Below are 20,499 nucleotides of genomic sequence, written 5' to 3' on the forward strand. Positions count from 1 at the left end.
CACGTTGTATGTAAAGAACATTTAAATCTTAAGTGAAATTCTTATCTGCGATCACGTACAAAGAGTGAGGCATATTATCAATTTGGATGTAAAATTTAAGGTAAGTGTTGGCACATGCGGTGATACGTTTAGGTTACTGAGGGCTGGGCAATTGTACCTTATCAATCAGTTGGTCGAATTTAATCCTGATAACAAAAGCCTGGTCAATCGACAGACAGGGCGAGCAATTCAACTACAGATACCAGCCTCGCTCTGTTTTCTCTATTTAATTACTCACGCAAGTGACATTGTTTCTCAGAACACGTTGATTAAAGTGGGCTGGGGTGAGAGAAATAATGTGACCACCACCAACACATTTTACCAGGCTATTCTGACGCTACGTAATGCTCTGGCGGATGTGGGTCTGCCGAGAGATACGGTAAAAACAATTTCCCGGCGCGGGCTTGCATTAAATGAAAATACGCAGGTTGAGGCGATAACACATCCTCAAAGTGAAGTTTACCAGCCACCGGTTATAGAGGATTACGCGCCCCCAAAGATAATTGCTCCCGCGCCTCAACAAACGACGCGGGGACCCTGGTGGTACATTATATTTAGCACGGGCATCGTTATTGCCACCCTGATTATCTGGCTGGTGTGGTATCAGACGCGTCCTGTTATGCCGTTTAGTAAATTCGTGTCTGTTTCTATGCAAGTTCCCTCTCGGCAAAACTGTAAAATTTATTACTCACCAAATGAGCACGACCAGGAGAATTATTTCAATCTGATGCAACTGCATCCCTATCTCTGCGAAAACAACAAGCACGTCTTCCTTTCCGGCTACCGCAAAGCGGAGAGGATCGTGGCGTTTGTCTGTGATAAAGATGCGCGGATAGATGCTAACGCGTTTTGTACTACCCACTATTACTGGATGCGCGGGTAATGAAAAAAATACATCACCTTATTCTGCTGGTAATCGGTCTGGCGACGTTGCTCGGTTCAGGCGGGTGGCTATGGTATTCACGCTTTGCCGAAAAGCCGCTGAGTTGCATCGGCAACGTGGAATGGAATATTGGCAGCAATCGCTTTGCCGGTACGTTAGCGTTTCGGATGTACGATAATGCAGGTTTGGCCACCATTACCGGAAAACTGTACGGACGTAATACCTCAGACATCAGCAGGAACATTTATTTCAACTACACCAGACAGCACGAAGCCCGGGTGCTACAGGCGATGCAGGTGGTCAAAACCTTCGCAGACAGCGCCGATGAAACGGATATTAACAATACCTTACCCGGTTTTTACCGCCAAAGCGGACGAACCCTCAGTCTGGTCATGGAAGAGTATAAGGGCACATGGATCTTTGCCAGCTCCAATGTACCCTCGTTGTATTGCCGCAAGAGGTAACGTCATATCCGGAAACAAAAATCGCGCCCCCTCAATGGAATTCATATTTGCCATCATCGACTTACGCGACATGGGTCACTGAATCCTCTAATAACCCATTGCTATTCTTCATCCCGAATCAGGAAACATCCTGAATATCACGATATCCATTGCGTAATAATTAAGCGAAATGGGCGTTTTATTTTGTCCAGAAGACTTCAATCTACGGATGGATATTTGGAGAAGGCGTGGGCAGGGGCGTTTATCTCTCTCGCGAGCAATGTCTGAAGGTTCAGGCGTTATCGCATTTCAGGAAACGGTATGTTTCCGGTGTATTTTTGGCGTACATATGAGGGATACGTAATGTTTACTTTTAAAAAGTGCCTGATTGCACTTTCTATAAATTTGGCCGTTGTTTCATCAGGTTTTGCTTGTACGACCCTGCTGGTCGGTAACGAAGCATCAGCGGACGGCTCGATGCTGGTTGCCCGTAGCGCTGACAGCGATGCCCTGAAAGCGCAACATTTTGTCATTCACCCGGCAAAACAGAATCAGACCGGGGTATACAGCACCAAAGCACATAACGGTGCGAATGACTTTACCTGGCCGCTACCCAAAAACTCGCTGCGTTATACCACTGTTCCAAACTGGAAAACCCAACTGCACGGCGCGACCGGATTTAACGAGCTGGGGGTTGGCGTGAGCGGCACAGAATCTATTTTTGCCTCACCAAAAGCGCTGGCCGCCGACCCGTACGTTGAGGATAAAGGGATCACCGAAGACGATATTCCGGATATTCTGCTGTCGCAGAGTAAAACCGCGCGTGAAGCCGTGGCGCTACTGGGCCATATCGTTGAGACCGTCGGCGCAGGCGAAGGCTTTGGCGTTGCCGTCGTCGACGATAACGAGATCTGGTATCTGGAAACCGGCAGCGGCCATCAGTGGATGGCGCAGCGTCTGCCAAATAACCAGTATTTTGCCACCGGTAACCAGGGCCGCTTACAGGATTACGATCCGAAAAACCCGGACATGATGGCGTCAAAAAACCTGATTCAATTTGCGACCGAAAAGGGTCTGTACGAACCGGCAAAAGATGGCAAATTCAACTTCTCCAAAGCCTATACCCGTGATGATGAGCGTGACCGCACGTATAACGACCCTCGCGTTTGGACCATCCAGAAAGAGTTCAATCCTTCCGTAAACCAGGATATGGCCAAAGGACGTGAATTCCCGGTCTTCATGACGCCAGAGAAGAAAATGACGCTGGACGATGTGAAGGCCGTACTGCGTAACCATTATGAAGGCACCAGCCATGACCCCTACACCAACGGTCTGAACGGCAAAGAGCCATGGCGTCCGGTCAGCGTCTTCCGCACCTATGAAGCGCATGTTATGCAGGTCCGTCCGTGGTTGCCAAAAGAGATCGGTGAAACGACCTACATTGGTTTGGGCATGGCTGATCTCACCGCCTTTGTTCCGTACTACAGCGGCCTGAAAGCGTATCCGGCTAACTATACGATGGGTACCGATAAAGCGGACGATCAGTCTATCTACTGGAAATATCGTAAATTACAAACGCTGACGATGACCGATTATCCGAAGCTCGCGCCAATCGTCAAAAATGCCTACAAAGCGTGGGAAGACAAAGTGGCCAAGGAGCAAAAAGAGGTTGAAGCAGAGTATCTGAAGATGGCGAAAACCGATAAACCAGCCGCCGATAAGATGCTGAATGACTTCAACCTGCGCATCATGGCCGACGCCGAGAAGCTGACGGAAGATCTGACTAATCAGCTATTTACCATCCGCACCAAAGACATTCAGTCTGATATCTTCTTTGCAAACGCTGCGAAAAAAGACTGAGTAACGACGCGATAGTATTCTGGCACAAAGTCAACGTTAGAACTTTGTGCCAGCAGTATGGCTTACATTTCTTGTCAGGGTAGTTGTTCTAGAACCGGGCTTCTAAGATGCGAGTTGGCCCAGCAGGCGGCCTGTGTTCGGTTATTCACAGAGATTTTTTTAAAAATATTATAAATATGCGTTCTCACTGTATTTTCACTGATAAAAAATGCGTTAGCAATTTCAACATTTGATGCCCCTTTCGACAATTCAGTCAGAACTTCATATTCTCTTTCGGTTAAAACTCCGTTGTCATTATAGGATGGCATGAGGTTTATATTTTTTTGCGGCGGTGATAGTGAGCGTGGTGGACGAGAAGTCTTACGCCCCTCTTTAAGAAGAGTTAATAAATGTTCAATAGAGCAATTATTTGGTACGATCGACTCAAAATTTGGCCATAGCATGTTCTCATATAGCGGGAGCGATCGCAGGCAATTAATAATATAAACACGCAAACCACATGCGCTTTCATTAAGTAGTTTTGACCAGATATTTTTTAATTTACGACTAGATGCCTGAATATCATAGAGGATGATACTTTCCTCAGTGATAAACGACATATCCGGTCTGCTAATGTTAACAAAATCAACCAGTATATTGCTTTGCTTATTGAGATAATCCAGCAACAGCTGCGTTTGTATTGATTGGTTACTAATCAGTATTATCTTACTGTCCATGTTAAGCATATGTGGCCTTCATTCAAATGAGGATTGACAATATTCCCTATTGTTATTGCATGGAAAACCAATAACAAGTCATTACTTAAGATTAAAGATAATCTGATTGAATTACGGAAATTTAGCTAATTGTGCAATACGATCATTCGCTTTTTCCGAATGCAAAGTTCGATTTTTGTTTGCAGTAATTTGAAAATTTTAAAATCAACAACTTAGCACATTGTATTTTATATGTTTTAACTTCACGCATTGAGTTAAGAAGTATCTTAGCTACAATCATCTTACTGATGATAACAATTCATTAAGACTCATATTTAACGATCATTGTTAATATCATAGGATTAGTGAAATACGTCCAATCTACGATGTACAACAATAATTTATCTAACATAATTGATAGCGGGCGACAGCCTTATAGGGTGCAAGACAAAATGTGCCCGAACAATGTTACTGATAATAGGGACGATTTATCTCTAAATGAGGAATGCATTATGAATAAATTATTAAGTGTGATGTTAATTACATATGCAGTATCAATTCCTTCAGCAATGGCAATAGGTTTGGGCAGTAATAACCATGATCCGCAAGGCAAAGTGAATTTCACAGGTCATGTTTATTCCAGTTCTTGCAAAATTACAAATGACGATGATAATAAAAACGTTAGATTAAACCCGGTATTAAATAATAACGTTAAGCATATAATTTCAGTGCAGGAGCAGAATTTTACCATTAAGGTTAAAGATTGTTATACCCACGCAAAATTAATCCCTAAATTAGCATGGGTTAATAACATTAATTTGACGAGTGAAGGTTATCTAAAAAACACTGATACTGCTGGTGCAAAAAACGTTGCATTAGTGTTAATAGATAAAAATGGACGCAAGATTAACTTAAACGAAAAAGCTAATCGTTTTGAGCCAGATAATTATCAATCAATCGGTCATAATGATTCCCCACTAACATACACATTCAGTGTCGGCTATATCAAACCGCGTGATAGCAATTTGTGGGATCGTGTTACTACAGGGCCGGTCACTGCCCAAGCAAACTACAGCATTACCTATCTCTAACCACATAATGCCGTAGCACTTGTTGCTATGGCATTTTTTTTGCCAGAGGTCATATGAAAATAATCTTTTCTCTGCTTGCTCTTTTTTATATTTCTTTTGCACATGCAAATAACATCATCGTAAATGGTACCCGATTCATTTACTCTGAAGAGACTACTGAAATTACGATACAAATGTCCAATTCGGGAGACTCACCTTCACTGGCTCAGGTATGGTTGGATAAAGGGGACGCTGGGAAATTACCCGAAGAAATTTCCACTCCATTTATTATCTCACCACCGATTGCTCGCATTGATGCAAATAATGGACAATCAATAAGAATCAAAAAAGCTATTGATAAACGCATTGCAGCTACCGATCGAGAATCATTATGGTGGTTAAATATTCTGGACATCCCCTCCATAGATAAAAACCACGCTACGGAAAATGCAGCCATTCTTAATTTGGCCATTCGTTCTCGATTTAAATTTTTTTGGCGCCCGATCGGTTTAGGAGATCGTCAAAATGCCGAAAGCAAGATGGAGTTTATAGCTACTTCTGACGGTATTACGTTGGTAAACCCGACGCCTTTTTTTATCACAGTTGTAGATATTGTTAGCACCTCAGGAAACGGGTTGTTGCAAGAAAGCATCATGGTTGCACCTAAAAGTAAAATTCAGGTCAATTCAAAACAAAAAATAAAACCTGGAGAACCTATTATTTTACAGGCGGTCAGCGATTACGGCAGCGTCGTGGAATTTAAAAAGGCCATCAATAAATAGAAGAAAAAGGAATGCAGAATGAGTTTACGTAAACGGAGCTTAGCATTACATGGCTGCGTAGTTTTATATGGCTCGTTATTTTCAGCCATGCTTCATGCAGACAGCACTAACCGTTATGAATTTGACAATGCTATTCTGATGGGAAATGCCACACTTAACGATTTACAATCATTCAATGCCGCAGGATTATTACCAGGAAAATATATCGTAGATATTTATATTAATGATAGCTGGCGAGGACGCCGTGAACTCTTATTCAAAAAAGATAATAACGGCGATTTGGTTAGTTGCTATCCAAAAGCATTTCTTAAAAGTGTGGGAATTAACCCTGAAAAAATGAGTCAAACGCTGACAACACACCCTACACGCTGCGGCGCCATTGCGGATTGGGACACCAGCGGGAAAGCAACGGAGAGGCTCAATACCAGCCAACTTGAACTGCACATCACCGTCCCCCAAGCCTATCTCGACAGTATAGAAACTAATTATATCCAGCCTGAATTATGGCAACCGGGAGTTCCGGCGATTAATTTCGGCTACAACGCAGATTATTACAGTACTCAGCAACGCGGTAGCAATCGCTCAAGTACGGACAGCGCCTGGCTGGGAATGGATATCCGCAGCTCCGCTGGCGGGTGGCTAATTGAACATTTTGGTAGCCAAAATTGGGACAGCAAAATGGGCAGCCATTACACGAATAATCGTACAACGCTAAAGCGGCCAATCACTAGTTGGAAATCCATGTTCAGCGCTGGCAAGTTCTATACTGATAGCCAGATGTTCGACAGTATTGCTATTCTCGGGATGGGGTTGGCTTCTGAGGATTTAATGCGCCCGGACAGCACACTAAATTGGGCGCCAATCATTCGTGGCGTAGCAGAGACCAATGCCCGCATCACCGTTACCCAAGATGGCCAAACTATTCATCAGTCTTCGGTTCCAGCTGGGCCATTCTCGATTGAATCAGTGTTGCCCGCGAATACTGGCGGCGAATTGCTGGTCACGATTCAGGAATCAGACGGACGTATCCGCCGTTTTACCGTTCCATACTCTTCAGTACCACAACTACTAAAACCCGGCGTTTCGCGCTATGGCATCACCCTTGGGACCGTCAATGAAGATAATTATGATAAAGATCCGTTTGCCGCACAGGCCTACTGGCAGTATGGCCTGAACAACTATTTAACGTTGTATACGGGGGCATCCGGATTCGAGCGCTATCAGTCAGCCCTCATCGGTAGCGGCCTCAATTCCCAGCTTGGCGCATTCGCCCTTGATGTCACCCAATCTCGCCTGAATCTTGAGGACGATCGCCAACAAGGACAACAATATCGTCTGACATGGAATCGCACTCTCCCTTGGTCAGAAACCTCGTTTTGGCTGGAAGCTAAATACAGTTCACATCACTTTTACGGTCAACGCGATGCGCTGGATGCCCTGGATACACAAGCATCCGTCAACCAATACCTCTCATTACGCGAAAAGCAGTCGTTTAGCGCCAGTATTAATCAGCCGTTATCCGACACCTGGGGCTCATTCTATTTATCTGGCTCTCTTAAGACGTTCTGGGATCAACAGGATAACTATCGCCAATATGCCATGGGTTACACCAATGCCAGGGGCAACCTGACCTGGAGCATATCCGCCCAGCGTTTATGGAATGAGGACCAACAGGGCTCCGTCACCAAAGACGACCAAATCATGCTCTCATTCAGCTATTTCCTGCCCCGGGATAACGCCGGTTTTACGCAAATCTCCTCTGATAGCTACAGCAATAACGGCAAAGCGAGCAATACACGCCTCGGCTTCACGACGTCGTCTGATGAAGAAAACAATATCGTTTGGGGCGTAAATACTGGCTATGCCCGTGGTGGTGATGTGGAATGGGGGACAAACGGCATGGTACGTACGCCTTATACCTCTCTGAGCGGAACGTGGAGCCAAAGCAACTCATGGCATCAGGTCAGCGGGGGAATGAGTGGAATGCTGGTTGGCCACGCGGGGGGAATAACGTTCTCTCCAGAGCGCTCAGATACCGTCGCATTAGTCCATGCGCCTGATGCGTATGGCGCGCATCTTGATGGCGTGCCTGGAACCCGCTTCGATAAAAATGGCTACGCTATTCTGCCCTGGCTTCGTCCATGGCGCGTAAACGACGTCACTATCGATCCAAAAGGTTCAACTGAAGGCCTGAATTTTACCAAAACCCAGGCCAAGATTGCGCCGTATGAAGGTAATGTCATTCCAGTCACTTTTGAAACGATACTAAGAAAACAGAATATTATTTATCCTCGTCTGCAGGGTCAGCAGAAAATGCCATTCGGCGCCATCATCCGCGACAAAGCTAATAATCATGTCGGCTACGTTGGGCAAGGTGGTGCGCTTTATATTGATGAAACTACCTCACCAGAAGTGTTCGTTTCACTGGAAACGGGGAAATGCACGATCGTGTTAAAAAATCAGGAGGCCACATGTCGATAATACGTATCGTTCTAATTCTGGGGTGTGTAATGGGCATTCATCAGACAGCTAGTGCTGCATGTACCCTGAACACACAAAAGATTATCTTGTCACCGGAAATCGTTAACGATAAACAGTCAATCCAGTCCGGAGGGGTTATTCAGACGCGCACACTTTCACTACAGAATATTCAGTCGTCAGGTTGTAATGACAGCCATCCTTTTTCTGCCCAGATTATTGGGGATCTGTCCGCAATGAAACAGCCCGGTATTATACGTAGCAATGTGAGCGGTATTGGCATTAAAGTCACCCTGGAAACCTCAACCGGACGAAAGATCCAGTGGCCATCAGATTTCAAAGCAACGGCAGATGAGTTCAGAAACAGCAAAATTAATATTGAGCTAATCAAGCTGGATAATCAGCTTGCGGCCGGGCCTGCTGCGGGTGCGATCAACCTGCAAATCAGAAGTGCAACTCAATCGTTGCCCGTGGTGGATATTATTGTGCCGGCAAAATATATTACTATGCTCAACCGGTCATGCACGATCAAAGGTAACCGTACAATCAACGTAAAACTCCCCAGTGTAGCACTTGAGCAGTTTAGCGGCCCTGGCAGCACGGCAGGAAGAAAACCATTTACTATCGACCTTTTTTGTAAAAGTGATTTTACAACACCATCTCAGATTATTCTAAGCTGGAGCGGCATAGAGAATAATCACAGCAGTAATAGTGGTGTACTACAGAATATCCACCCCAAAGGTGCGGTTGGTATAGGTATTCAGGTTTTGGATCAACAACAAAGAGTTATCAACTTAAAAAATACCACGTATATCCATTTAGCGCATCAGAATAAAGGAAACCACTCTATCCCATTTTATGCACAATATTATCAAACAACTAACAAAGTTAGTCCTGGAATTGTGCGCTCAGTCTTGTATTTCAATGCTGAATACCAATAATCGTTCCTAATTTAGGCGTACTGCGTAGTCTTTGCTCCACGTAAGTGGAGCTTTTTTACATTACATATCAATGGGAATGTAATGTTCACAGGTAATTGTTTTATTGTTAATATCTTCTTGATTATATTTAAATATTTCAATATCATAACCTGTTTTTCTTTTTAATTTACTCTCTGGCAGCATTTTCAAATAAATATATCTTGAATAGAATGGATAGTCCTCTTTCTTAAACCTGAATGAAAAACAGGCATAAACCCCCGAAGGACAGTCATAACGATTATAGATATTTGGCGAATGATGATTTTTATTGCCAATGATACTCTTTACTTTCAATCGCATCATTGAGTTTGGATTGGAAGAGAAATCGGTTAATGCCCACACATTTTGTTTTGAACTGGTAAGTTGCTCAAATATCAAATTTAATCGATGCAGATGCGAATCACTGGCGGGTGGGATTGGTGTATCATAGTTATACTGAAATCCGTGAACGATATCAGCAGGCAAGGTACGAAGTTGTAATTCGCTGACAACAACATCACAGCGCTGTACAAATGACAGTAATGGTGCGAGATCCCAACTGGAATTTTTCCGGTATTCTGTGGGAGTATAACCTGTTAGTTTTTTAAATTCACGACAGAAAGATTGCTGGGAATCGAATCCTACCCGCACTGAAATATCAATAATATCCATATAGGTAAGACGTAACAAGTTTGCCGCTTTGGTTACGCGTCGCTTACGAATATACAATCCAACGGGCATATTGATTCGCTGTTTTAAAACACTCTGAATATGCCTTCGACTATATCCAGAAAACCGTGAAATATCATCAATATCGATGCCCGAAACAAAATTATCTTCTATATAATACAACACATCATTTATAGTCTTTGTCTTCAATGGCCCCTCTCCTACCTAATAACCATAAAAAACGCAATAACAAAAAGCGTCAGTCCATTTAACAATTAGGTAAAGAAATAGTTATATAGCAGGGCGATTATTTCTTATATCGTAGCAACAGCATGTCGTCAAATATATTTTGATAAATATACAATTCATTTAACCAATGACCGGGAATTTATTAACCAGCATATTATAAATGCCTCATTAATTAAAAGAATAATATTTATCGAGGTTACTATAATCAAGAATAATTATCATAAACTGATCGGAGTTCCGATCAGTTTAATGCTAAAAATAGAGAGTAGCTATTATTTATGAGTATCGATAAAAAATAATACTCCTTCAGTTAGACACGCCCAGGGGAAATGCTCAGCATTTCACACCGCGCCTTCACTGCGTCGTGCAGCAGACGGACTGCTCTTGAAAGCTGCTTCCGATGGGGACAAATCATATTCAGCGGGACTTTCTCCCCCTGATAATCCGGCATCAGCAGTTGTAATCGACCGTCACGCACATCTTCGCTGACATCCAGCCACGACTTGTACGCCACACCTTCCCCGGCAATTGCCAGCCGTCGGATCACTTCCGCATCGTCGCTCATAATGGTGCCGTTAACCTGCACACTACTGACCTCGCCGTTGCGCGTAAACGTCCAGCGATCGTGCAGACGGCCGCGTAAAACGAAGGTCATGGCGTTGAGCTGTGTTAAATCATCCGGGGTTTGCGGCGCGCCGTTTTGTGTAACCCATTCCGGTGATGCCACCAGCACACGTCGGTTACTCGGTGCAACGGGCAGCGCAATGTAAGACGCGTCTTCGGTATTGCCATAGCGAAACGCAACATCGACGGGGTCTTTAAAGACATCCGTCACCTGATCAGAGAAAAAAATCCGCAGGCGCAGCGCGGGATAGCGGCGTCGAAACGATTGAAAGACCGGCAGCAGCAGGTTACGGCCAAGATCGGAAGGCACGGCGATTTGCAGCGTGCCAGAAACTTCATCTTCTGGGGTCTGAATTTTCTGCAGCCCGGCATGCATCACGTCCAGCATCTGGCGGGCATAGGGTAGCCAGACCTCGCCCTCCGGCGTCAGGCGTAGGCTGCGCGTGGAGCGGGCGAACAAGCGGATAGCCAACGTAGACTCCAAGCGTTTGATAGCTGAACTGACCTGAGCAGGCTGAACGCCGACTTCGCGCGCAGCATCGCTAAAACTATTCAGCGCCGCGGCGCGGACAAACAACGTGAGATCTTCAAGCCGGAACATTTTCACTCCCCGAGTATAAGTCCTGTCGCCGTAGGGCTATTTTTCCCGTTCTGCTACCGGTTTACCATCGAATTATTCAACTGATTCCTGTGACCGGAGAGACCATGAAAGCCATCGCTATTACCCGCGCCGCGACCGACGGCAATAACATTGAATTTTTACAAGAGATTGACCTGCCCATGCCAGTCGCTACCGGGCACGATCTGCTGGTTGAAGTGAAAGCCATTTCCGTCAATCCCGTTGATACCAAGGTTCGCGAAGGTTTTAACGCCGATGTGCCGCGCGTTCTGGGCTGGGACGCCGTTGGCGTGGTGAAGTCCGTGGGTGAAGCCGTCACCCTGTTCACACCTGGCGATGAAGTCTGGTATGCCGGAGCGCTGGGCCGCGCTGGCAGTAACAGTGAATTTCAGCTGGTTGATGAACGTATTACCGCGCTGAAGCCAAAAACACTGGATAATGCTTCTGCTGCGGCGCTGCCGCTGACCGCCATCACCGCCTGGGAAATGCTGTTCGACCGTCTGGGCGTTGAGGAAAATAGCAATGAAGATGATGTGTTATTGATCGTTGGCGCGGCTGGCGGCGTCGGTTCTATTCTGACGCAACTGGCCAGTAAGCTGACCAAAATGACCGTCATCGGTACGGCATCACGTCCGCAGAGCCAGAAATGGGTTCGTGAAGCGGGCGCTCATCATGTGATTGACCACAGCAAGCCGTTGACGGAAGAGCTGGCACGGATAGGCATTAAAGAGGTGACGCACGTTGCCAGCCTGAACAATACCGAGCAGCACTATTCGCAAATTATTGCCGCCCTGGCACCGCAGGGCAAACTGGCGTTGATTGACGATCCGCACACTCTCGATGCGCGTCCGCTGAAGGCCAAAAGCATTTCGCTGCACTGGGAGTTTATGTTTACCCGTTCGATGTTTACCACCCACGACATCATTGCGCAGCATCAGTTACTGACCCGCGTGGCACAGCTGATCGACAGCAACACCCTCCGCACCACGCTGGGCGAACATTTTGGCGCGATCACCGCGGCAAATCTGCAAAAAGCCCACGCGCAAATTGAAACCGGTCGTTCGGTCGGCAAGATTGTGCTGGAGGGGTTTTAACATGTCAGATTCAGAAGTGATTTCAATTATTGCGGTACTGAAAGCCAAACCAGGGAAAATCGATGCACTGAAACAGGCACTGCAGGCTCTGTTACTGCCTACTCGCCGGGAGCCGGGCAATATTGAATATGCCCTGTTCCAGTTACGCGACACGCCGGATGTGTTTTACGTGCGCGAATCCTGGCACGGTCAGGCCGGTCTGGACGAGCATATCGCTCTGCCACATTTCCAGACGTTCATTCTACAAATGAACGATCTGCTAGCCGAACCGCTACGGCTGGATTATCTGACGCCGATTGCGCCATAAAATAACTGCCGAAGCCCCCTGCCGCGCGGGGGGCTACACCAGTCATGTCTCACTCGCTTCGCTATCTCTGCTATGATGCCTGCACACAAATAAAACAAAACAACATGCCGAGGGAAAGATGAGTTCCACCAGAAGAGGGATGATGAACGTCCTGATTGCCGCCGTATTGTGGGGAAGTTCAGGCGTTTGCGCGCAGTACATCATGGAGCAAAGTCAGATGTCGTCGCAGTTTCTGACCATGACACGTCTGATTTTCGCCGGGCTGATTCTGCTGATGCTCTCTTTCGTTCACGGCGACAAAGTGTTCTCCATTATCAAAAACCGCAAAGACGCCATCAGCCTGCTGATTTTTTCCGTAGTTGGAGCGCTCACCGTACAGCTCACCTTTCTGCTGACCATTGAAAAATCCAACGCCGCTACCGCGACGGTGCTGCAATTTTTGTCACCGACCATTATCGTGGCGTGGTTTTCCGTGGTGCGCAAAGCTCGACCGGGGATTTTAGTGCTGACCGCAATCTTCACCTCGCTTATCGGCACCTTCTTACTGGTCACCCACGGTAACCCAACGTCGCTGTCTATATCACCTGCCGCGCTGTTCTGGGGAATTGCCTCGGCGTTTGCCGCCGCGTTCTACACCACCTACCCCTCAACGCTTATCGCGCGCTACGGCACGCTGCCGGTTGTCGGCTGGAGTATGTTAATCGGCGGCATGATCCTGCTGCCGTTTTATGCCGGACAGGGCACTAATTTCGTGGTGAATGGCAGTTTGATTCTGGCGTTTTTCTATCTGGTGGTCATCGGCACGTCGCTGACGTTTAGCCTGTACCTGAAAGGCGCGCAGATGATTGGCGGACCGAAAGCGAGCATTTTAAGCTGCGCAGAACCGTTGAGCAGCGCGTTGCTGTCACTACTGTTGTTAGGTATTACCTTTACCCTGCCAGACTGGCTGGGCACGCTTTTAATCCTCTCATCGGTAGTACTGATCTCAATGGACTCACGTCGCCGCGCCAGAGCGGTTTAACCCCAACCGGCGCGGCAACGGGTCATGATTACCAACCCGGAACCGCGCCGCCGTTAAAGATAGTTTCTGCCGCCTTTGCCACTTCCGGTGACTGATAAGATTGCAGGAATTCTTTCACATTCTCGGCATCTTTGTTGTCTTCTCGCGCCACCAGGATGTTCACGTACGGTGAGTTTTTGTCTTCGATAAATACGCTGTCATGTACCGGGGAAAGCCCGGTTTGCTGGATGTAGGTGGTACTGATAATCGCTACATCCACTTTCTGATCGTCCAATACGCGCGGCAACTGCGCGCCTTCCAGTTCCATAATTTTCAGATGCCGCGGGTTATCAGTGATATCCAACGCTGTTGGCAGCAGGCCGGTATCCGCTTTCAGCGTAATTAACTTCTCTTTTTGCAGCAGCAACAGCGCCCGCCCGAGGTTGGTTGGATCGTTAGGTATCGCAATCGTTGCACCGTCTTTTAGTTCAGCGACGGTTTTGATTTTCTTCGAATACCCTGCCATCGGGAACACAAAGGTATTGCCCACCGCAACCAGCTTATAGTCGTGTGCTTTATTATCTTGTTCGAGGAACGGACGATGCTGGAAGACGTTGGCATCCAGCTCACCATGATTAGTGGCATCGTTGGGCAGCAGAGAACCGCTAAAACCCACCAGCTCCACCTCAAGGCCATATTTTTCTTTAGCGACTTTCTTCGCGACCTCCGCCACATCCTGCTCGGCACCGTTAATCACACCCACTTTGATATGCTTTGCATCACTGCTCTGTTGATCGCATCCTGCCAGCAATAACCCCGCCAGTAATACCGCCGCCCCGGCCCCAAAAAAAGGTATCTTCAGCTTCACGTTCTATCCTTTTGCAATAACCGCCTGATGAGTAATGAAATGACTATAGCGGCAAGGTCGCTGCGGTTTAAAAAACGAAAAAGCATCAGCAAGAAGAAAAAGGCATAACAGGGAAAGAGAAGGATTAGTCTGAATGTGCCGCCAGTTCGTCCAACGAAAGTCCGGTAATAATCAGCACCAGTTCACGATCAATACCCTTCTCCAGCATGGCATGGGCTATCCGCAACGCTTCGTCTTGTTTACCTTCAATCTTGCCCTTTTGTAATCCCTCTTGTAAGCCACTGTAATGACCCGTTCTTCGCCCTGATTCACGTAAACATTCTGCAATCGTCATTAATCTCTCCTTGTGTTGGGGAACGCGTAAAGCCACCTCGCGAATAAACGCCTCGAAACGCGGTGCGCTGCCAGACTGCATCAGATAATTAAATAGCGTTTCTACCTGGCTGTCATTAGCGTATCCCTTAACCAGCAGAGCAACCAGGTTATCCACCAGCACCATCAGGTCACGTTCACGTATATGCTTCTGGACAAGTTCAAGTAGCGCCATCCGCCGATGCTGCATAATCTCATCATCAGACACCACCGTGATGTCTACCAGCGGGAAGGCAGAACCATAAAGCTGCCGTGCGGTTTCTGGATCGTCAAATTCATCCAGCCAACACAGCGAGTATGGATACGGGCTGTCAACGCCATGATAAAAAAGTATCGGCACCACCAGCGGCAGCGTTTTGTGTCCTGCATCAAGATGCTTCTGCATCGTAGCAATGGCATAACGCATCATCCTGAATGCCATATGAGCATCTGGCGAGCTTTGGTGTTCAATCAACGCGTAGATATAGCCTTTACCGGTTCTCGTTTTTAGCGACCACAGAATATCGGAATAACTGGCACGCAGGTCTTCCTCAATAAAACTCCCGGATTCCAGCTTCAGTGTATTCAGATCGCAAAGTTCACGTAATGGTGCGGGGAGATAGGTATCAAGAAAATCCCGTGCCGTTTCTGGATGGCTTAAGAATTTTTTTAATACGGCATCATGCGGCGTAGAGGTTGTTGGTTTTTGCATGGCGATCCGTCACCGGAAGAACAAGATGACGGGACATTACTCGCCAGTGCTACAGACGACATCAGGGAAATTACCCCTTTGCGAGGCGTTTTCGAGGATAAATAGATGCTGCTGCAATGCATTCATTTTCCATGAATGATGTTCGCAAAAATGCCCGGTAGGCGAGATCACCTTCGGGCATTTTTTGTGTGCCATCCGGCGATAGCAACATCACACCAGGGCTTTGACTATCTCCATCAACCTGATGATATCTGCAGGCCGGGTATTACCGGTCTGTGGGTCGATAATCGAGCTGTAAACATGCGGCATGACGCGCGATACTCCTGCTTCCAGACAGGATTGCAGGATAATGCCGAAGTTATCGAGATCGATACCGCCGGTCGGCTCAATCAACGTCATGCCGTTGCGTGCCGCTGTCGTCGCCAGTGCGTACAACTCAGGCAGGGACTGCTCACCGCCCATTGGGAAGAACTTCGCCGCATGCGCGCCAGAGTCCAGCATCATACGTACCGCTGCATCACAGGAAACGTGGGCTGGCGTGCCCTGGCTGCTGCTGACGCCAGTGGAGATCAACACTTCCCCCGGCGTGCCCGTGGGACTGACTAACGCGTTGATATGGGTCTGTTCACCGCCCGTTGCCGCCAAGGCGCCTGCCGCAAACCCACAACCGGTAAAGGTCTGGTTGACGTGTGCCGGATGGACCTGTGAGGCAATCATCGCCGCTTTGTAATACTGCGCCGGGTCGCCCGCCCCCAGCCCCACGGAAATCGACGGCACGTCGACCATCCAGCGTTTTACTTCCTTAACCCCTTCCTCAACCGAGGAGAACTGCGCCGAAAGAATGCCGATCACCGCGTGACCTTCGGCAGCGTCATAGATTTCCCGGGCGTTGGCGATATCCTTCGCCAGCACGTTAATAGCCACTTTATTGCGATAAAAATTAATGTGCTGCATGGTCTGCAATCTCCTTTAGTCGGGCCACGATCAGTGCCATTTCCCCTTCTGCAACCGTACGCGGGTCAAGACTAAAGACGCCCTGATGAAGGTTGTAACGGCGAGCGTAAATCGCGATATCACCCTCTCGCAGCTGCGCTTCTACGGCGTAAGCATCCATCCCCAGCTCTTGTGCATTCACCCGAATACGAATCCGCCAGATGGCGCGCCCGGCTTCGTCCTGCTCAATATCCGCATCCAGTCCGCGAATCGCTGAAATCGCCTGCGCCACAGGTTGCAGTTCTTCAGCGGTGACCACAGTTTGCCCCTGATGATAGTTTTCCAGGGCATACACCAGCCCGACCATATTCTCTTTGCCGATCTTCATCGCCCGGGCAATTCCGTGGTGCTGCGCTTTACACGCGGCAATCCACTTTTTCTTTCCGGTGATAAACCCGGAGGTCGGTGCGTTAAAGGCTTTTGCCCCGCTGTAGACCACCATATCCGCCCCGCTCGCCACCCAGGCGTGTAAGTCTTCCTCGGCGGCGGCATCGACAATCAGCGGCAGGTTATGAACCTGCGCAACCTGTACGAAGTCTGCAATGCTCAACATGCCTTTCTGCACGCAGTGGTGCGATTTCACGTACAGCAGCGCGGCGGTGTTATCGGTAATCGCGCTCTCCAGCTGCCAGCGGGCCGCCAGATTACTTGAGCCAACCTCCACCACGCGTCCGCCGCCTAAGCGGATCGCGCTGGTGATGGGCGCACCGTAGTCAACGTTATGCCCGCGCAGCATGACCACTTCATTGGCCATACCCGCGCTGTCCGGCATCAGCGTGACACTAGCCTGGTCACCGCGGGTAATGGCGGCGGCAACGGCAATCGCAATACCCGCCGAGGCGCACGAAGTAACATAGCTGTCCTCCGCGCCGGTGTAGCGGGAAACCAATTGACCGGTACGGTCCACCAGCCGGTCAATTTCAACAAAGGCCGAAGCTGCCCGCGCGGTGGCTTGCATCACTTCCGGCGCGACGCTGGAAACGCCCAGAATCGTCATCTTGCCACAGGCGTTAATCACCTGTTTTAGCCCCAATTGTTGATAGATATTCTGTGTCATGGCTTACAACACTCCCAGCAGCGAACAGACCACGCTGAGTGCGACAATCGACAGCAAAATCGTGGTGTAACGCGGCCCTTTCTTCACCAGATAGAAATAAATGGCGAACACCGCCGCCAGCGGCAACAAACCGGGGGCAATAGAGTCGAGGATTTGCTGAACCACCACTTCAGAGCCTTTCAGGGCGCTGAGTTTTAACGGCGTGGTGATCTTGACGTAGCTCGCAGAAAGCGCGCCCATCATGATCAGGCCCAGCACGTTCGCGCCGTAGATAAGTTCCTTTATTCGCCCTCCCTGCAGCAGACCAATTATCGAGTCACGTCCCAGCGTATAGCCTTTGTGCACCATACCGTAGCTGATTGCCAACGTAATGGCCGGGTAGAGGATTAACGGTACAATTCCGCCCATCGCGCTGCCATTTGCCGCGAATGGGATAAAAATAGCAATTAACAGCGGCATCACGGCGGCCCAGATGATCGAGTCCCCCATCCCGGCCAGCGGTCCCATTAGCCCGGTTTTAATCCCGGTAATTGAAGCATCGCTGATCGGCTCGCCGCGGGTTTTCTGTTCCTCCATCGCAATGGAGATCCCCTGAATCACCGCCCCGAACGTCTGCTCTGAGTTGAAGAAGTTCAGATGGCGTTTCAGCGCTTCTACCTGTTCCTCTTTTTGCGGGTAGAGCTTTTTGATGATCGGCGTCATCGAGGCGCAGAAAATCAGGCTCTGCAAACGCTCATAGGAGCTGGAAACTTCTGCACCCAGCCAGTAGATAAACCAGGCTTTGGTGATATCGGCTTTGGTCAGCGTGCCGCTTTCACGCGCACGCTCCACCAGTTCATGTTGCATTACGTCGCTGCTCATCATGCTGCTCCTTCATTTTTCGCCAGACCTTTAATCAGGAAAGCCACGCAGGTACCAAAGATTGCCATCGCCATGATGTCTACCTTCAGGTACAGCACCGCAAAGAAACCGCCGATAAACCACGGCAGCAGGCTCTTTTTACCGATCACCATAATGGTAATGGCGAAGCCCAACGCTGGCAGAATGCCGCCCATAATTTCAAAGGAGTGCGTCAGCCAGTGCGGCATCAGCTTGAGGAAGCTTTCCACCACGTCCTGACCAAAATAGTTGGCGGCGAAAACCACCGGGAAACGCAGTACAAGGCCAAGCAACGCCGGGTAGAGGAATGCACAGCGCATAATGCCCGCCATATTGGCCGTTTCCGCATGCTTGTCGGCCATATGCACCCACGCTGCGTTTAACGTGCGGCGCAACTGGTCGAGGAACACGCCGATGACGCCAAACGGGATCGCCAGCGCGATAGCCAGGTTCGGGTCCATTCCGGCCTTCACAGCGATAGGAATTGAAATACAGGCGGCCAGCGCAGGATCCGACGGGACGTTACCGCCTGGCGTAGAGGTCACGCCGAGATAAACCAGCTGCATACCGGCACCGATGATCATCGCCGTTTCCATGTTGCCTAACAGCAAGCCAACGAATACGGCAATCACTACCGGTTGCAGCAGCATAGCGGAGAAGGTGTAGCCAAGGCGTAATCGGGCAAACCAGTAATACAACCCCATCAGGCTTGCAAAGACTAAAGTATCCATAGTTAAGTACCCTGTTATCAAAGAATTAGAATTTTTTCAGGATATCGTCCAGCGACTGAGGCTTATCTTCCGGGATAGTCTGGAAGAACACCTGAATCCCACGATTTTTAAGGTCGCTCAGAATGCCGACGTCTTTTTCATCCAGCGTAATGTTCTGGAATACCGCTTTGCGGTTTGGCCCACCGCCCAGCCCACCGACCTGAATGGTAGTGACGTCAAACCCCAACTGGACCGCTTCCTGAACCGCCGCCAGAGAAGGGAACAGCACCAGCACTTTGCCGTCACCAAGCTGGTTTTCTTTCCAGGCGGCCGCAAAACTTTGGTTACCGAAACAATCCACTTTGATGTTTGGCGGCGCGGCCATCAGGTAGATGTTTTTCATAAACGGATCGGCATCCAGCTCATCGCTAACCACCGCAATCCGGTTTGCCTGAGATTGCCCAACCCATTTGGTCACCACTTGTCCATGAATCAGACGGCTATCGATACGACATAAGACGATGTTTGCCATGATGTTTATTCCTTATTGTGATTGTTGTAATTGACGCACGTGGGCGACAACGTCCAGGCAACTGCTACGCCCGGCGTCGACCAGTTCAGCCACGCAGGTGGTCAACCGGCCATGCTCGCGTTTGTCGAGCGCCTCCAGCAGCAAAGAGGCGTTGAGCCCGGAAATAACAGCCACCGGGTAATCGGCGCTCAGCCGCGCCGCCACGTTGGAGGTGGTGCCGCCAATAAAATCAGTCAGGATCAATGAGCCTTCCGGCATGGTTTTCACTACGGCTTCAACGCGCTGATAAAACTCGCCGAGCGTATCAACGGGCATCAGCGCAATTTCCGTCACGCCTTTGATTTCACCCATCACCATGCGCAGGCTGTTGCAAAGCTGTTGCCCCCAGCCGCCATGGGTCAGCAGCAGGATCTGGGGCAAGGATTCAGTGGTAGTCAAAATGGCCTCCTGGCTCGATTACATGAGACTTGCAATGCCTGATGGCGCTTCGCTTATCAGGCCTACGGCAAGTGCTTTGTAGGCCGGATAAGGCGTTTTATGCCGCCATCCGGCAAACTCATCAAAGTAAGAGCAAAGGCTGTGCCAGAATTTGTGTCACGCGGGGAAGAGAGGAGCGCTGGCGAGGC

At 48.6% G+C, this 20,499-nt stretch carries 21 protein-coding genes; 10 read left to right on the forward strand and 11 right to left on the reverse strand.

The window, feature by feature from the left end; translation table 11 throughout:
- The first annotated feature begins 151 nt into the window (after positions 1-151).
- The 3 genes from OGX66_RS04410 to OGX66_RS04420 all read left to right on the forward strand — a co-directional run bounded on the left by OGX66_RS04410 (position 152) and on the right by OGX66_RS04420 (position 3,225).
- Positions 152-922: a winged helix-turn-helix domain-containing protein gene (locus OGX66_RS04410; protein ID WP_016151203.1), complete on the forward strand. Its 771-nt coding sequence runs from the start codon at positions 152-154 to the stop codon at positions 920-922.
- Entirely contained in the window at positions 922-1,386 is a 465-nt protein-coding gene (locus tag OGX66_RS04415) for a hypothetical protein (protein ID WP_003840687.1), read from the forward strand. The genes OGX66_RS04410 and OGX66_RS04415 overlap by 1 nt, the downstream gene beginning before the upstream one ends.
- A 342-nt stretch (positions 1,387-1,728) precedes the next feature.
- Entirely contained in the window at positions 1,729-3,225 is a 1,497-nt protein-coding gene (locus tag OGX66_RS04420) for a C69 family dipeptidase (protein ID WP_130715305.1), read from the forward strand.
- Between the two features lie 74 nt (positions 3,226-3,299).
- Here the strand turns inward: OGX66_RS04420 and OGX66_RS04425 are convergent, their stop codons facing one another.
- Positions 3,300-3,950, reverse strand: coding sequence for a LuxR C-terminal-related transcriptional regulator (locus OGX66_RS04425; RefSeq protein ID WP_121572120.1), 651 nt, complete (start codon positions 3,948-3,950; stop codon positions 3,300-3,302).
- A gap of 482 nt (positions 3,951-4,432) precedes the next feature.
- Between OGX66_RS04425 and OGX66_RS04430 the strand changes: the two genes are divergently transcribed.
- The 4 genes from OGX66_RS04430 to OGX66_RS04445 are packed head-to-tail and all read left to right on the forward strand — an operon-like array spanning position 4,433 to position 9,191.
- On the forward strand, positions 4,433-5,011 hold the full coding sequence (locus tag OGX66_RS04430) for a fimbrial protein (RefSeq protein ID WP_121540560.1): 579 nt from the start codon (positions 4,433-4,435) through the stop codon (positions 5,009-5,011).
- Between the two features lie 53 nt (positions 5,012-5,064).
- Positions 5,065-5,772: a fimbrial biogenesis chaperone gene (locus OGX66_RS04435; RefSeq protein WP_049000705.1), complete on the forward strand. Its 708-nt coding sequence runs from the start codon at positions 5,065-5,067 to the stop codon at positions 5,770-5,772.
- Between the two features lie 18 nt (positions 5,773-5,790).
- The gene (locus tag OGX66_RS04440; protein ID WP_270934135.1) at positions 5,791-8,253 is read left to right on the forward strand and encodes a fimbria/pilus outer membrane usher protein; all 2,463 of its coding nucleotides are present in this window, start codon (positions 5,791-5,793) and stop codon (positions 8,251-8,253) included.
- Positions 8,244-9,191, forward strand: coding sequence for a fimbrial protein (locus OGX66_RS04445; RefSeq protein WP_044714215.1), 948 nt, complete (start codon positions 8,244-8,246; stop codon positions 9,189-9,191). Before OGX66_RS04440 ends, OGX66_RS04445 begins: the two co-directional genes overlap by 10 nt.
- Before the next feature lie 60 nt (positions 9,192-9,251).
- On the opposite strand, the gene OGX66_RS04450 is transcribed toward OGX66_RS04445, so the two are convergent.
- The gene (locus OGX66_RS04450) at positions 9,252-10,088 is read right to left on the reverse strand and encodes a helix-turn-helix domain-containing protein (protein WP_057101848.1); all 837 of its coding nucleotides are present in this window, start codon (positions 10,086-10,088) and stop codon (positions 9,252-9,254) included.
- 349 nt (positions 10,089-10,437) lie between these two features.
- The gene (locus tag OGX66_RS04455) at positions 10,438-11,352 is read right to left on the reverse strand and encodes a LysR family transcriptional regulator (RefSeq protein ID WP_057101849.1); all 915 of its coding nucleotides are present in this window, start codon (positions 11,350-11,352) and stop codon (positions 10,438-10,440) included.
- A 104-nt stretch (positions 11,353-11,456) separates the two neighbouring features.
- Between OGX66_RS04455 and OGX66_RS04460 the strand changes: the two genes are divergently transcribed.
- From OGX66_RS04460 to OGX66_RS04470, 3 genes are all read left to right on the forward strand, one after another.
- Complete coding sequence (locus OGX66_RS04460) at positions 11,457-12,464, forward strand: zinc-binding alcohol dehydrogenase family protein (protein ID WP_032937145.1); 1,008 nt, start codon at positions 11,457-11,459, stop codon at positions 12,462-12,464.
- 1 nt (position 12,465) lies between these two features.
- Entirely contained in the window at positions 12,466-12,771 is a 306-nt protein-coding gene (locus OGX66_RS04465; protein WP_044714222.1) for a putative quinol monooxygenase, read from the forward strand.
- 118 nt (positions 12,772-12,889) lie between these two features.
- Positions 12,890-13,792, forward strand: a complete 903-nt coding sequence (locus OGX66_RS04470) for a carboxylate/amino acid/amine transporter (protein ID WP_003023973.1) — start codon at positions 12,890-12,892, stop codon at positions 13,790-13,792.
- A gap of 28 nt (positions 13,793-13,820) precedes the next feature.
- Here the strand turns inward: OGX66_RS04470 and nlpA are convergent, their stop codons facing one another.
- The 8 genes from nlpA to OGX66_RS04510 form a co-directional block, all read right to left on the reverse strand.
- Complete coding sequence (gene nlpA / locus OGX66_RS04475; RefSeq protein ID WP_044714225.1) at positions 13,821-14,639, reverse strand: lipoprotein NlpA; 819 nt, start codon at positions 14,637-14,639, stop codon at positions 13,821-13,823.
- 124 nt (positions 14,640-14,763) lie between these two features.
- Entirely contained in the window at positions 14,764-15,702 is a 939-nt protein-coding gene (locus tag OGX66_RS04480; protein WP_088902925.1) for an Rpn family recombination-promoting nuclease/putative transposase, read from the reverse strand.
- 210 nt (positions 15,703-15,912) lie between these two features.
- Positions 15,913-16,656 carry a 2-dehydro-3-deoxy-phosphogluconate aldolase gene (gene dagF, locus OGX66_RS04485; RefSeq protein ID WP_032950565.1) on the reverse strand — a complete coding sequence of 248 codons (744 nt, stop codon included), beginning with the start codon at positions 16,654-16,656 and terminating at the stop codon, positions 15,913-15,915.
- A complete protein-coding gene (gene dgaE, locus OGX66_RS04490) occupies positions 16,643-17,752 on the reverse strand; it encodes a D-glucosaminate-6-phosphate ammonia lyase (RefSeq protein ID WP_088902924.1) in 1,110 nt (369 codons plus the stop codon). Before dgaE ends, dagF begins: the two co-directional genes overlap by 14 nt.
- Before the next feature lie 3 nt (positions 17,753-17,755).
- Entirely contained in the window at positions 17,756-18,616 is an 861-nt protein-coding gene (locus OGX66_RS04495) for a PTS system mannose/fructose/sorbose family transporter subunit IID (RefSeq protein ID WP_005121522.1), read from the reverse strand.
- Positions 18,613-19,362, reverse strand: a complete 750-nt coding sequence (locus OGX66_RS04500) for a PTS mannose/fructose/sorbose/N-acetylgalactosamine transporter subunit IIC (RefSeq protein ID WP_003023960.1) — start codon at positions 19,360-19,362, stop codon at positions 18,613-18,615. The genes OGX66_RS04495 and OGX66_RS04500 overlap by 4 nt, the downstream gene beginning before the upstream one ends.
- A 25-nt stretch (positions 19,363-19,387) precedes the next feature.
- Positions 19,388-19,873 carry a PTS sugar transporter subunit IIB gene (locus OGX66_RS04505; RefSeq protein ID WP_003023959.1) on the reverse strand — a complete coding sequence of 162 codons (486 nt, stop codon included), beginning with the start codon at positions 19,871-19,873 and terminating at the stop codon, positions 19,388-19,390.
- Between the two features lie 12 nt (positions 19,874-19,885).
- Complete coding sequence (locus OGX66_RS04510) at positions 19,886-20,311, reverse strand: PTS sugar transporter subunit IIA (protein WP_003840671.1); 426 nt, start codon at positions 20,309-20,311, stop codon at positions 19,886-19,888.
- Positions 20,312-20,499: the final 188 nt, after the last annotated feature.

Origin of the sequence: Citrobacter sp. Cf072 (genome assembly GCF_030334485.1) — a bacterium.
Taxonomy (GTDB): Bacteria; Pseudomonadota; Gammaproteobacteria; order Enterobacterales; family Enterobacteriaceae; genus Citrobacter; species Citrobacter freundii.